Annotated in this window: 10 protein-coding genes; 1 reads left to right on the forward strand and 9 read right to left on the reverse strand. The window is 73.6% G+C overall.

Translation table 11 applies throughout. The features are described from left to right. Positions 1 to 96: 96 nt before the first annotated feature. The 6 genes from ABR737_RS18010 to ABR737_RS18035 form a co-directional block, all read right to left on the reverse strand. Complete coding sequence (locus tag ABR737_RS18010; RefSeq protein ID WP_350251183.1) at positions 97 to 2,376, reverse strand: 2Fe-2S iron-sulfur cluster-binding protein; 2,280 nt, start codon at positions 2,374 to 2,376, stop codon at positions 97 to 99. A 100-nt stretch (positions 2,377 to 2,476) separates the two neighbouring features. Beyond that, on the reverse strand, positions 2,477 to 3,373 hold the full coding sequence (locus tag ABR737_RS18015; RefSeq protein ID WP_350251184.1) for an FAD binding domain-containing protein: 897 nt from the start codon (positions 3,371 to 3,373) through the stop codon (positions 2,477 to 2,479). Between the two features lie 363 nt (positions 3,374 to 3,736). After that, positions 3,737 to 5,392: a beta-N-acetylhexosaminidase gene (locus ABR737_RS18020; protein WP_350251185.1), complete on the reverse strand. Its 1,656-nt coding sequence runs from the start codon at positions 5,390 to 5,392 to the stop codon at positions 3,737 to 3,739. A 472-nt stretch (positions 5,393 to 5,864) separates the two neighbouring features. Next, complete coding sequence (locus ABR737_RS18025; RefSeq protein WP_350251187.1) at positions 5,865 to 6,167, reverse strand: DUF3039 domain-containing protein; 303 nt, start codon at positions 6,165 to 6,167, stop codon at positions 5,865 to 5,867. Positions 6,168 to 6,257: 90 nt separating this feature from the next. After that, complete coding sequence (locus ABR737_RS18030) at positions 6,258 to 6,938, reverse strand: hypothetical protein (RefSeq protein ID WP_350251188.1); 681 nt, start codon at positions 6,936 to 6,938, stop codon at positions 6,258 to 6,260. A gap of 317 nt (positions 6,939 to 7,255) precedes the next feature. Next, positions 7,256 to 7,927 (reverse strand): YqgE/AlgH family protein, encoded by a 672-nt coding sequence (locus ABR737_RS18035; protein WP_311625374.1) that lies wholly within the window; start codon positions 7,925 to 7,927, stop codon positions 7,256 to 7,258. 296 nt (positions 7,928 to 8,223) lie between these two features. On the opposite strand from ABR737_RS18035, the gene murA reads away from it, so the two are divergent. After that, positions 8,224 to 9,573 (forward strand): UDP-N-acetylglucosamine 1-carboxyvinyltransferase, encoded by a 1,350-nt coding sequence (gene murA / locus ABR737_RS18040; RefSeq protein ID WP_350251190.1) that lies wholly within the window; start codon positions 8,224 to 8,226, stop codon positions 9,571 to 9,573. A 152-nt stretch (positions 9,574 to 9,725) separates the two neighbouring features. Here the strand turns inward: murA and ABR737_RS18045 are convergent, their stop codons facing one another. The 3 genes from ABR737_RS18045 to ABR737_RS18055 are packed head-to-tail and all read right to left on the reverse strand — an operon-like array spanning position 9,726 to position 12,564. After that, complete coding sequence (locus ABR737_RS18045) at positions 9,726 to 10,781, reverse strand: ABC transporter ATP-binding protein (protein WP_350251191.1); 1,056 nt, start codon at positions 10,779 to 10,781, stop codon at positions 9,726 to 9,728. Beyond that, complete coding sequence (locus ABR737_RS18050) at positions 10,778 to 11,686, reverse strand: ABC transporter permease (protein WP_350251192.1); 909 nt, start codon at positions 11,684 to 11,686, stop codon at positions 10,778 to 10,780. The genes ABR737_RS18045 and ABR737_RS18050 overlap by 4 nt, the downstream gene beginning before the upstream one ends. After that, positions 11,674 to 12,564 carry an ABC transporter permease gene (locus tag ABR737_RS18055; RefSeq protein ID WP_350251193.1) on the reverse strand — a complete coding sequence of 297 codons (891 nt, stop codon included), beginning with the start codon at positions 12,562 to 12,564 and terminating at the stop codon, positions 11,674 to 11,676. Before ABR737_RS18055 ends, ABR737_RS18050 begins: the two co-directional genes overlap by 13 nt. Between the last annotated feature and the right edge of the window lie 31 nt (positions 12,565 to 12,595).

Below are 12,595 nucleotides of genomic sequence, written 5' to 3' on the forward strand. Positions count from 1 at the left end.
TTCGCCCGGTCTCGTACCCGCTCGGCGTGCACCTCTCGGTGCTCTCGATGTCTCTCCCCCGGCATCCGGCCCGGGAGGCTCCCCTGCTGCGCTCGTTCATGCGGAGCCTCCCGAGTGCGGATCCTGGTCGTGCGGGGCGTGGCCCATGGGGTCTGCGGGGCCTGCCTGATGGGGGATACGGGCGGTGTCCGCCGGCGCCGACCCGTCCGTGTCGTCCGCCGGTCCGTAGGCGGCCTCCGCCGACTCCGCACGGGCCTTGACGACCTCGTCGACGGCGTCCAGCACCCCCCGGTAGCCCGAGCAGCGGCAGAGGTTGCCGCACAGCGCCTTACGGGTCTCCAGCTCGCTGGGGGCGTGATTGCCCTCCAGGAGGTCATGGACGGTCATCGCCATCCCCGGTACGCAGAAGCCGCACTGCACCGCACCGGAGGCGGTCAGCGCGCGCTGCACGTCGGAGGGCTCACCGTTCTCCGCGAGCCCTTCGACCGTACGGACCTCGCTGCCCGCCGTGGTGGCCGCGGGCACCAGGCAGGACGCCACCAGCCGCCCGTCCACCTGGACGGAGCAGGCCCCGCACTCGCCCTGCGAGCAGCCGTCCTTGGCGCCGGCCAGGCCCAGCCGCTCGCGCAGCACGTAGAGCAGCGACTCGCCGATCCAGGCGTCGGTGACCGGCCGGTCGATGCCGTTCACCCGCAGGACGTAGGAGGCGGCGGGGTGTTCGTCGAAGTCTTCGGCGTCGCTCTCTCCCGCCGCATCGGCCTCGTCCGCCACCTCGGCCCCGACGGGGCCCTCGGTGTCACCGGCCGGAATCCCGCTGCCGCCGCCACTGCCACTACCGCTACCGGTGGCGTCGGCGGTGCCGCTGCCGTCCTCGCCGGGGCGCTCGACCGCCCCAAGGGTCTCGCCCCTCCCGGCGTTCTCGTGTGCCCCGGCGGTGTCGTCCGCCCCGGCACTCCCGTCCGCCCCGGCATTGCCCTCCGCCCCTGAGCCCTCGCCGGCGTGCCCGGCGGCTCTCGGGTCCGCGAGGCCGTCGAGGTCCGTGAGACCGCCGAGGTCGGTGCGGCCGCCGAGGTCCGTGAGCCCGGTGTGCTCGCCGTGCTGCGGCACCGCGTCCGCAAGGCCGTCAGCAGCCGGGGTGGCGGGCGTCTTGTGCCCGGCCGCGTCGGTGAGCGCGAACTCGCCGGAGTCCTCCCGCCGTTCGCCTGCTGCCGCCGGGATCGTCCAGTCGGCCGCTGCGCCGGGCGCGTCCACCATCCCGTCGGGCCGGTCCGCCGGTTCCTGGTGCCGCGGCCCGTCGTGCGGCGACTGCACCGGGTCCCCGGCGGGCGGCCACTGGGCCAGCGCGTCGGCCGGCAGCGACCAGTGCCCGGTCGCCGCGCCTGCCGCGCCACCTGCCGCACCGTGCGGGACACCCGCGCCCGTTCCGTACGGGTCGGCGCCCGACGGGTCCGTGCCGCGGGGCCGTTCGGCCTCCGGCTCGGTGCCGCGGCCCGGGAGGCCGTGTTCGTGCGCGTACGGGTCGCCCGCGGCGCCGCCGAAGTGTGCGGGCACCGCGCCACCGCGTGAAGCGTCGTGCGGCGCCGCGGGATGCGTTTCGGCTCCACCGGTGGCGGCCGGACCGGTGGTGAAGTTCCAGTGCCCGGTACCGGCGGCCTCGGCGGCGTCCGCCGGGTTCCCGGCACCGTCGTACGCGCCGGCGCCCGGGTACCCGCCCCCCTGGTAACCGGTGGCGCCACCGGCCCCCACAGGGCCGGGATGTCCGTGATGCCCCCCATGGGCGGGGTGGCCCGGATGACCGCCGGAAGGGGCCGTATGCCCCGTCAGTCCGTCATCGTCGACCAGGTATTCGCCGGATTCCTCCAGGCCGTCGTCCGCCGCGGCGGGGACCGACCAGGCGCCGTGGTTGCCGGCCTCCGGGCTGCCCGCGACGGGCCAGTCCACCGGGTCGCCGTGCCACGACCGGGCCGCCTCGGGGGCGTCGCCGTGGTAGCCCTCGGCGGCGCCGTGGTGGGCCGCGTACTCCGCCTGGGCCGGGTATCCCGCGGACGAGTCGGCGTATCCGGCCGAGGGGTCCGCGAAGGGCATCGTCCACTGGCCGGTGGCCGACGGGTCGGTGCCCGCGCCCGCGACCGGCGGCGCGGGCTCGTGCGGGGTGAAGGAGGCGGGCGGGGTGTAGCCGTGACCGGGTGCGGCGAGCGGTTCGGTGCCCGGGGTGCCGTACCGGGGTGATCCGCCGCCGTAGGCCCCGGTGGTGAAGCCCTCCGGGAGCTGTACGAAGGCCGTCGCCTCCGACTCGTACTCGCCGCCCTGCGGCAGCGGCTGCCAGCCGTGTTCGGGGTGCGGCTGGTACGGATGGCGGTTGTCGGCGTCGCTCATGCCGAGCCCTCACTTCGCTCGGCCCCGCCTTCGCGAGGCGCGCACCTTTCGATGATGATCTCCCGGCCTCCGGCCGGGGGGAGCCCCACGCTGCGCTCGCTCATGAGAGCGCCCTCCCCAGTGCGCGGCGGGCCAGGGCTGCCACCGTACGGCGCAGGTGGAGTGCGGCCGGCGGCAGGGCGGCCGGTTCCGAACCGTCCTCGGGCGGTGCCGGGTCGGGGATACAGGCGGCGGCGACATAGTCACCGAAGGCCGTCAGCGCCTCGGGCACCAGGCCGCGTTCGCCGTCCCAGTCGATGAGCGAGGCCACCCACTGCTCGGCCTCCAGGGGACGCAGCGGCATGGCGGCGACGGCGCCCACCGCGCAGCGCACCCCGCGCCGGGCCGGGTCCAGGACGAGCGAGACGGAGGCGGTGGCCCGGCCGGGGCCGGTGCGGCCGGTGGCCTTGAGGAAGGTCTGCGGGGCGTGCAGCAGCGGCACCCGCACGAAGCCGACGAGTTCACCGGGGCCCAGCATCTCCCGGCCCGCCAGGAGGTGGCTGACCGGGATCTCGCGGCGGCTGCCCCCGGGGCCGGCGATGATCACCGTGGCTTCGAGGGCGGCGAGCACCGGGAGGGTGTCGCCCGTGGGCGCCGAGGTCACGATGTTGCCGCCGAGGGTGCCGGCGTTGCGGACCTGCGGCGGGCCGGCCGCGCGGGCGGCGGCGGCGAGGCCCGGGATCAGGGCGGCGAAGTCGGGGCGTCCCATACGGGCGAGGGTGAGGCCGGCGCCGAGCAGCGCATGGCCGTCCAGGTACTGCCAGCCGCGCATCTCGCTGATCCGGCCGAGGCCCACCAGGGCTGCGGGCCTGAGGAGTCCGGCGTTGACCGCCGCCATGAGATCGGTGCCGCCTGCGACGGGCACGGCGGCAGGCATGGCGGTGAGCGCCGCCACCGCCTCGTCGAGCGAGGCCGGCAACGTCACCGTGTGCGACGCGTGCGGTGCGTGCGTGGTCAAGCCAGCTGCCCCTTCCCCGGTGTCCCGGCAGTTCCGCTCCGCCGTACGGTACGTGCTCACGGCTCGGACGTGGCAACTCTGGCACATCTTCCCGGGCCCCCGGCGCGAGGGTCCGCGAACCGGCGATCCGTCCCCGAACAGGGTGCTGGTCCGGTTTCGTCCGCCGCCGGCCGTGCGGGAACTGCGGTGCGGCGCATCGGCGGAGGAGTCCGGCCGGGCGCACACCACCGCTACGGCGATGCCCGGTACAGCAGTGCCCGGTACGGCGATACCCGGCCACGGAAGTGCCGTGGTGCGGGGTGACGCCGTACCGGACCACCGTCCCAGGGTCCGGCCCTGCGAGCGCCCTCCTTGCACCGGGGCTCACACGTTTGGGGGCGCCCCGTCGATCGGGCGTCCGAGCACGCCGGGCCGTTTCTGCCAGGGGAGGGGGCCGCCGGGCGGGCGGTAGCCGACACCCAGGGCGTCGAGGCGGGCGTAGTGGACAGCCATCCGCCGGGTGAAGTCCTGGTAGTCGCGGTCGGCCGGTGCGGGCAGCCGCGACCAGGCGACCTCGGCGAAGGCGGCCAGCCGGGGAAACACCTGGTAGTCGAGGCGCTGCTGACTGTCCATGACCTCGGTCCAGGCGTTGGCCTGGGTACCCAGGACGTGCGCGGCCTGGTCCGCGGTCAGCTCCGGCGGCACCGGCTCGAAGCGGTAGACGTCCTCCAGGGTCCGTACGAAGCCGATCGGCACCGGCTCGTCCGGGGAGTGATGCTGACGGTGGTCCAGGTACACGTGCTGCTCGGGGCACATCACGACGTCATGGCCGGATTTCGCCGCGGCGATGCCTCCCGCGTAGCCGCGCCAGGAGGAGACCGCGGCGCCCTCGGCCAATCCGCCCTCCAGGATCTCGTCCCAGCCGATCAGCCGCCGGCCGCGGGCGGCGAGCCAGCGGTCGAAGTGCCGGATGAACCAGCTCTGCAGCCCGTCCTCACCGGCCAGTGACAGCTCGCCGATCCGGGCCCGGGCGGTGGCGGACGCCTTCCACTGGTCCTTGGGGCACTCGTCGCCCCCGAGGTGCACGAACCGCGAGGGGAAGAGCGCCAGGACCTCGTCGAGCACCTGCTCGTAGAACCGCAGGGTGTTGTCGGTGGGCGCCAGTACGTTGGGGTTGACGCCCCAGGTGTCCCAGACCTTCAGGGAGGTGGTGTCGATGACGTCGGTGTTGCCGAGTTCCGGGTACGCGGCGATGGCGGCCTGCGAGTGTCCCGGGATGTCGATCTCGGGGACGACGGTGATATGCCGCTGGGCGGCGTAGGCGACGATCTCGCGGATGTCGTCCTGGGTGTAGTAGCCGCCGTGCGGGCGCTCGTCCCAGAGGGGGGAGGCCCGGTGACCGATTTTGGTGCGCTCCCGCCAGCCGCCGGTCGCGGTCAGTTCCGGATAGCGGGCGATCTCGATCCGCCAGCCCTGGTCATCGGTGAGGTGGAGGTGCAGGACGTTGAGCTTGTGGGCGGCGAGCAGATCGAGGTAGCGCAGCACCCCCTCCTTGGGCAGGAAGTGCCGGGCGACATCGAGCAGCATGCCGCGCCAGGCGAAGCGGGGAGCGTCCTCGATGGTCTGCTGCGGCAGGACGGCCGCGCGCCCGGGTGCGAGCGGGGCCCGGCGGAAGGCGTGCGGGCCGAGGAGCTGACGCAGCGTCTGCGCGCCCCAGAAGACGCCCGCCGGGCCGCCGCCGGTGATCCGTACGCCCCGGTGCGTGGCGGCCTCCAGGCGGTAGCCCTCTGCGGGCAGGGCCGGGTCGAGGGCGAGCACAAGGGTGCCGGCGGCGTCGGCGGAACCGGGCGGCAGCGGCAGGCCGAAGGCCGCGCCGAGAGTGGCGCGCAGCCAGCGCGCGGTGTCCTCGGTGCCGGGCCCGGCGGCCAACGCGGTGCCCTCGCCCAGCCGCACGGCGCAGCGGTAGGGCCCGTCGATGCTCAGCGGCGCCGGGACCAGCCCGCCGCCCGGTGCCGTGGGGGTGATGTCCGTGTCGGGCATACCGTCCGTCCTTCACCGCGCCACCCGGCCCGGGACCGGTCGGCCCGTATGAGTCCCCGCCTGTACGAGCTCCCCACCCGTACGAGTGCCCAGAGCCGGTACGAGTGCCCAGAGGAGAAACAGGCCGGCCCGGGGGCGGCCCGCACGGCCGATGCTGCCATCTTCCCGCCGGGGCCGGGGCGGTTCGGCGTATTCGGCGTAAACGGGCGCATGCACGTGCCGAAGACCAGCCGCGCCAGGGCGAGATGAGGACGTGGGGCGGGTCACCTCACGGGACGGGACGGGGCGCGTCACGGGACGGGGCGCCTCACGGGGCGGGACGCGTCACGGGGCGGGACGCGTCACCGACGGCTTCGTCACGCCGGACGGGCGGCGGACCGCCTCACGGCGACGGGGCGCCTCGCAGCGACCGGGCGCCCCTGGTACGGCGGGGCGCGCCACGGACGGTGCGGCGCGCCCCGGCCGGCGGCTGCTACTTCTTGCCGCCGCCCTTGCCGTCCTTGCCGCCCTTGTCCTTGTCGCCGCCGGCGCCCATGGACTCGAAGATCTCCTTGCACATGGGGCAGACCGGGTACTTCTTCGGGTCGCGACCCGGTACCCAGACCTTGCCGCACAGCGCCACGACGGGGGTGCCGTCGAGCGCGCTCGCCATGATCTTGTCCTTCTGGACATAGTGGGCGAAGCGCTCGTGGTCACCGTCGCCGTGCGACACCTGCGGTGTCGGCTCTACGAGGGTCCCCGTACCTGCCCCGCGCTCGGGCTCAAGAGTGCTCATAACTGCCAAGGGTACTCACGCCCGGCACGACCCGGGAGCGTCGGCCCGCCGCCGGGGGGAGCGCACGACCCGCCGCCGGGCGTGCACCCGCTACGACGCCACCGCCACCCCGCCCCGGGACCCGGCCGTCAGGCCCAGTTGTGTGGCGAAGGCCAGTGCGGCGTCCGGGCGGACCTCGTACCAGCAGTCCTGGCCGCAGACCGCGTCCAGCAGGGTGGTGATGTCCTGGGCGCCGACCCTGCGGGCCTCCGCGGCGGCCAGGAAGGCGCGGACCGCCGCCAGGGCGTCGACCTCCGTCTCCGTGCGGGCCACCAGGACCTCGGCGATGTCCCCGGCCGCGTCGTCGCCGGGCGCGACCCAGCTCATGGCCATCTCCAGGCCGTCGTCCGGCAGCTTCTCGGGGTACGGGGCGCGCGCCCAGGCGCCGTCCTGCCACCAGTAGACGAACCCGAAGAGATTGCCCTCGGCGTCCTCGCGCAACTGCTCCCAGGGCAGCCATGAGGGGCCGCCGGCCAGGAAGTCGATCTGGCGGCCACCGCTGTGCGTGTGGCTGCCGTCGGAGTCCTGGCCGCAGAGCAGGGCCCGGCCGTCCTCGAACAGCTTCAGCCGCCACCAGTAGCTTCCGCCGTCGTTCCAGCACTGCAATCCCTGGTTGCCCCAGGAGAATTCGTCCCAGTCGTCCACGGCGGCCGCCACTACCGCCAGCGTCGCGGCGCGCGCCCACAGGCGCTGTGGATGATCCAGGTCCTCGGGCAGGCTCGGCCTGTGCATGGCGCTCTCCCCCGCTTGTCCAGCGCGGCCCCGCCGACGCGGCCACGCACCGTCCCCTGTCGCCTCGAACCATAGCGACGGGGTCTGACAGTTCCCCATGACGAAGCCGTCACAATAATCAAGTCGTCAACAAAATCTGGCCCGCGACGCGCCCGCCGGCACCGGCCCGGAACTCCGCCTGCCCGCCCCGGAGCTCCCTCGGCTCCACCGCCCGCGCCCGGCATCCACCCGCAAACCACGAGCCGCCACCCGCGAACCGCAACCCGGCCAGGGCCGATTCAGGGACGCCGGTTCAGCAACGGCCGGCTCAGCAACGCTCAGTTCAGCGACGGATCGTCCGGATACGTGGCCACCATCGCCAGCTCGTTGCGCTGCCGGCGCAGCACCGCGCGCCACAGCTGCTCCGGGTCGGGCGAGGAGACGTCGCCGGGCTCGGACTCGACGACGTACCAGGCGCCCTCGACGAGTTCGTCCTCCAGCTGGCCCGGGCCCCAGCCCGCGTACCCGGCGAAGATCCGCAGGCTGCCGAGGACCGCCGCGAGGAGTTCCGGAGGGGCCTCCAGATCGACCAGTCCGATCGCGCCGTGCACCCTGCGCCAGCCCAGCGGCTCGTCACCCGACTGCACGCCCGTCCGGTCCGCGGCCGGCACACCGGCCGTCTCCGCGCCGTCGCCGCCCGCCCGGGCGCCGCTGTCCACGGACGGGATGCCGCCCTCGCCGGACAGCCCGCCGGGCACCACGGCCACCCCGAGCGCCGAGTCCAGTGACACCGGACCGCCCTGGAAGACCACCCCCGGCTCACCGGCCAGCGCCGCCCAGGGCGCGAGGATGTCCGCGACACCGACCGGCGTGGGGCGGTTGAGGACCACGCCGAGGGAGCCCTCCTCGTCGTGGTCGAGGAGGAGCACCACCGCGCGGTCGAAGTTCGGATCGGCGAGCGCGGGCGTCGCGACGAGTAGCCGCCCTGTGAGCGAGGACACCTCGGTCATGGCCACATGATCCCGCACTTCTGGCCGGAGCGGGGAGTCAACGCCCTGACCCGGGCGAGAGCAGGGCAGGGCGTACGGCGGCAGCACCGGCGCACGACCCCGGCACCGGACGATCCATTCACGACATACCCGGCAATTTCGGCCAAAGGTCGATTACAGATCAAAGGCGGACCGTAGCGGAGCGTGTTGTGACAAAGCCATTACATGCTCAAAGGCTGCACGGGCCTACGGACTCACCCCCGCCCGCCCTTACCATTTCAGCTTGGCCCCTGCCCGTCTCCAGGAACGCGAGATCCATGACCGTCTCTACTGACGACGTACTGCTTGTCCACGGCGGCACCCCGCTCGAGGGCGAGATCCGGGTTCGCGGCGCGAAGAACCTTGTGCCGAAGGCCATGGTCGCCGCCCTCCTCGGCAGCGGCCCCAGCCGGCTGCGCAACGTGCCCGATATTCGCGACGTACGTGTGGTGCGCGGGCTGCTGCAGCTGCACGGCGTCACGGTGCGCCCCGGTGACGAGCCGGGCGAGCTGATCCTCGATCCGTCCCACGTGGAGAGCGCCAACGTCGCGGACATCGATGCGCACGCGGGCTCCTCGCGGATCCCGATCCTGTTCTGCGGCCCGCTGCTGCACCGTCTGGGCCACGCCTTCATCCCCGGCCTGGGCGGCTGCGACATCGGCGGCCGGCCGGTCGACTTCCACTTCGACGTGCTGCGCCAGTTCGGCGCGACGATCGAGAAGCGCGCCGACGGGCAGTACCTGGAGGCCCCGCAGCGGCTGCGCGGCACGAAGATCCGGCTGCCGTACCCGTCGGTCGGCTCGACCGAGCAGGTGCTGCTGACGGCCGTCCTGGCCGAGGGCGTCACCGAGCTGTCGAACGCCGCCGTGGAGCCGGAGATCGAAGACCTCATCTGCGTCCTGCAGAAGATGGGCGCGATCATCTCCATGGACACCGACCGGACGATCCGGATCACCGGTGTCGACAGCCTCGGCGGTTACACCCACCGCGCCCTCCCGGACCGTCTGGAGGCGGCTTCCTGGGCGTCCGCGGCGCTGGCCACCGAGGGCAACATCTACGTCCGCGGCGCGCAGCAGCGGTCGATGATGACCTTCCTCAACACCTTCCGCAGGGTCGGCGGCGCCTTCGAGATCGAGGACGAGGGCATCCGCTTCTGGCACCCGGGCGGCCTGCTCAACGCCATCGCCCTGGAGACCGACGTCCACCCCGGTTTCCAGACCGACTGGCAGCAGCCGCTGGTCGTCGCGCTGACCCAGGCGTCGGGCCTGTCGATCGTGCACGAGACGGTCTACGAGTCCCGGCTCGGCTTCACCTCCGCGCTCAACCAGATGGGCGCGCACATCCAGCTCTACCGGGAGTGCCTGGGCGGCAGCGCCTGCCGCTTCGGGCAGCGCAACTTCCTGCACTCCGCGGTCGTTTCGGGACCGACCAAGCTGCAGGGCTCCGACCTGGTCATCCCCGACCTGCGCGGCGGCTTCTCGTACCTGATCGCGGCGCTGGCGGCGCAGGGCACCTCCCGAGTGCACGGCATCGACCTGATCAACCGCGGCTACGAGAACTTCATGGAGAAACTCGTCGAACTGGGCGCCGACGTCGAACTGCCGAACGGCGCCCTGCCCGTCAACTGAGGCCGGAGCACTGCCGGGCCGGGTGAACGGCGCACAGCCGACCGTGCGCAGGGTGAACGGCGCCCTGCCGGCCGGGCACCGGGGGAGCGGCTTTCCGCCGCTCCCCCCGCCCCCGCAGGAGCTGAGCGGGACTCCCCCCGGTGAAGCCCCGCTCAGCAGTCCGTCACCAGCACCGGCTTCTCGTGCGGTGTGACCGTGCACCGTGCGCCCGGTGTCAGCTCGCCGGCCTCCCAGCTGGGCACGTCGGCCTTGAGCTGGACGCCGGTCTCGGTGGTCAGGTGCAGACGGGTGGTGGCGCCGAGGAAGGTCGCCACCCGTACGGTCGCGGACATCCCCTCCGCGCCCGCGTCCGTACGGATGGCGAGGCCTTCCGGCCGCAGCAGTACCTCGACCGCACGGCCCTCACTGCCGCGCGGCGCCGCCCCGTGGACCGGCAGGCGGCGGCCGAACAGCTCCACCACCCCGCCGTCCCTGACGGTGCCGGGCAGGCGGTTCATGGTGCCGACGAACTCCGCGACGAACGGGGTCGCCGGGCGCTCGTACAACTCGGCGGGCGCGGCGCACTGTTCGAGCCGCCCGCCCTGCATCACGGCGACGCGGTCGGCCATCGACAGCGCCTCTTCCTGGTCGTGGGTGACGAAGACGGTGGTGATGCCGAGTTCGAGCTGGATGCGGCGGATCTCCTCGCGCAGGCTGAGCCGCACCTTGGCGTCGAGCGCGGACAGCGGCTCGTCCAGGAGCAGCACGCGCGGGCGGACGGCGAGCGCGCGGGCCAGTGCGACGCGCTGCTGCTGGCCGCCGGAGAGCTGGTGCGGATAGTGGTCCTCCCGGCCGGGCAGACCGACCAGCTCCAGCAACTCCGCCGCGCGGGCGGTGCGTTCGGCGGCGGCGGAGCCCCGCACCCGCAGGCCGTAGCCGATGTTCTGGGCGGCCGTCATGTTGGGGAAGAGGCTGTAGGACTGGAAGACCATGCCGATGCCGCGGCGGTGCGCGGGGACCTGGGTGACGTCCTGGCCGTCCATGGTGAGCTCGCCGCCGTCGGCGGTCTCGAAGCCGGCGATGATGCGCAGCGCGGTGGTCTTGCCGCAGCCGGACGGACCGAGCAGGGCGACCATCTCGCCCAGCGCGATCTCCAGGTCGAGGCCGTCCAGCGCGGTGGTCGCGCCGAAGCTCCGGCGCAGCCCCTTGAGGTGTACGGGTACGGTCATGACGTCGTCCTTTGCCGGCGGGTACGGCGGGTCCGGCCGCCCGCCAAGAAGGTGAGCAGAAGCAGCAGGCCCCAGGTGAGGAAGAGGCTCAGCATGGCGGCGGCACCGGCGAGTTCGGCCTCCTCGTTGCCGACCTCCACCATCCACACGGCGAACGGCCGGTAGCCGAGCACGGAGGCGACGGTGTACTCGCCGAGCACCATGGCCAGGCTGAGCACCGCGCCGCTGACGACGGCGGGCCGCAGGTTGGGCACGACCACCCGGCCCAGCGTGGTCAGCCGTCCGGCGCCCAGGCTGCGGGAGGCCTCGACCAGCGTCTTGAGGTCGACGGCGCGCAGTCCGGCGTCCAGCGAGCGGTAGAGGAACGGCAGCGACATGACGGTGTAGAGCAGGACGAGGACGAGCGGGAAGTTCTCGTCCTGGATGACCATCAGGGTCTGGTAGAAGGGCGTCCGCGCCAGGTCCGGTGCCCACGACAGCACCGTGTTGACCCCGGCGACCAGCGCGATCGGCGGGACGACCAGCGGCGTCATGCACAGGATCTCGACGAGCGGGCGCAGCCGGGGCAGCCGGAGGTGGACGACGACCATGGCGGGGACGACCAGCAGCAGGCCCAGCGCGACGGTGGCCAGCCCCAGTTCGACGGAGAGCAGCAGGCTGCCCAGCATGTCGCCGGAGACCAGATGGCCGGTGTAGACGTCGAGGGAGAAGCCCTTGACGGGGTCGTCGACGGTGAACCAGAGGGAGGCGGCGACCGGGAGGGCGAAGTAGAGGAACGCCAGGAGGAGGACGGCGAGGCGTCCGTAGGGGCGGCGGCCGCGGGCGGGGGGTGCGGGGCGCGGCTCGGGGGCGCGGTCCGAGGGCGGCGCCACGGGCGGCTGCGCGGCGGTGGTCATCCCAGCCATCGGGCGCTCCTGCGCTGCAGCGGTATCTGCACGGCCATCACCAGCAGCGCGATGACGACCATGTTGAGGCTCATGGCGAGGGCCAGGTTCTCCTGGCCGGCCAGGACGTTTCCGGCCAGTGCGTTGGAGATCTGCACGGTGATCAGCGGCACCGAGCTGCCGACCATGACGGCGGCGGTGGCGTGCGAGGCGAAGGCGGTGCCGAAGAGCAGCACCGCGCCGCCGAGCAGCGAGGGCAGCAGGACGGGGAGGCCGATGTGCCGCCAGAACTGGCCGCGGGTGGCGCCGCAGGAGGCGGCGGCCTCCCGCCACTGGGTGCGCAGCCCGTCGAGCGCGGGCAGCACGGTCACCACCATCAGCGGGATCATGAAGTACAGGTAGGCCAGGACCAGTCCGGCGGTGGTGTAGAGGCTGAACCCGGTGTCGCCGAGGGAGAGCAGCCGGGTGAGGGTGCCGGTGGTGCCGAGGGTCGCGACGAAGGCGAACGCGAGCGGGGCGCCGGAGAAGTTGGCGAGCACCCCGCAGGCGGCGACCACGGCGCGGCGCAGGGCGGGGCGCCGGGAGGCCACGACGGCCTGCGCGATGAGGGTGCCGCAGAGCGTCGCCAGCAGGGCACAGATCAAGGAGAGCTGGACGCTGCCGCCGAGGCCGGTGGCGTAGATGCCCTTGAGCGACTGGCGGACGTTGTCGAGGGTGGCGTGACTGTGTCCGGTGGCCGGGTCGGTGGCGGTGAAGGCCCCGTACACCAGGGCGCCGGCCGGCAGGCCGAAGCACAGCGCGAGGAAGACGAAGAAGGGCAGGACGGCCGGCCAGTGCAGGCGGCGGGCGGTGCGGCGGCGGCCGGGCGGGCCGGCGTCCGTCGCGGGTCGGTCACTCATGCGCGGGAGGTCTCCAAGGGGGCGGGGAGGG

The sequence above is a fragment of the Streptomyces sp. Edi2 genome (genome assembly GCF_040253635.1).
Lineage (GTDB): Bacteria > Actinomycetota > Actinomycetes > Streptomycetales > Streptomycetaceae > Streptomyces.

Excerpts from the sequence above, each read along its gene's own strand:
- ABR737_RS18010 (WP_350251183.1), bottom strand. The coding sequence starts at position 2,376 with ATGAGCGACGCCGACAACCGCCATCCGTACCAGCCGCACCCCGAACAC.
- ABR737_RS18020 (WP_350251185.1), bottom strand. The coding sequence starts at position 5,392 with ATGCCCGACACGGACATCACCCCCACGGCACCGGGCGGCGGGCTGGTC.
- ABR737_RS18025 (WP_350251187.1), bottom strand. The coding sequence starts at position 6,167 with ATGAGCACTCTTGAGCCCGAGCGCGGGGCAGGTACGGGGACCCTCGTA.
- ABR737_RS18030 (WP_350251188.1), bottom strand. The coding sequence starts at position 6,938 with ATGCACAGGCCGAGCCTGCCCGAGGACCTGGATCATCCACAGCGCCTG.
- ABR737_RS18035 (WP_311625374.1), bottom strand. The coding sequence starts at position 7,927 with ATGACCGAGGTGTCCTCGCTCACAGGGCGGCTACTCGTCGCGACGCCC.
- murA (WP_350251190.1), top strand. The coding sequence starts at position 8,224 with ATGACCGTCTCTACTGACGACGTACTGCTTGTCCACGGCGGCACCCCG.
- ABR737_RS18045 (WP_350251191.1), bottom strand. The coding sequence starts at position 10,781 with ATGACCGTACCCGTACACCTCAAGGGGCTGCGCCGGAGCTTCGGCGCG.
- ABR737_RS18050 (WP_350251192.1), bottom strand. The coding sequence starts at position 11,686 with ATGGCTGGGATGACCACCGCCGCGCAGCCGCCCGTGGCGCCGCCCTCG.
- ABR737_RS18055 (WP_350251193.1), bottom strand. The coding sequence starts at position 12,564 with ATGAGTGACCGACCCGCGACGGACGCCGGCCCGCCCGGCCGCCGCCGC.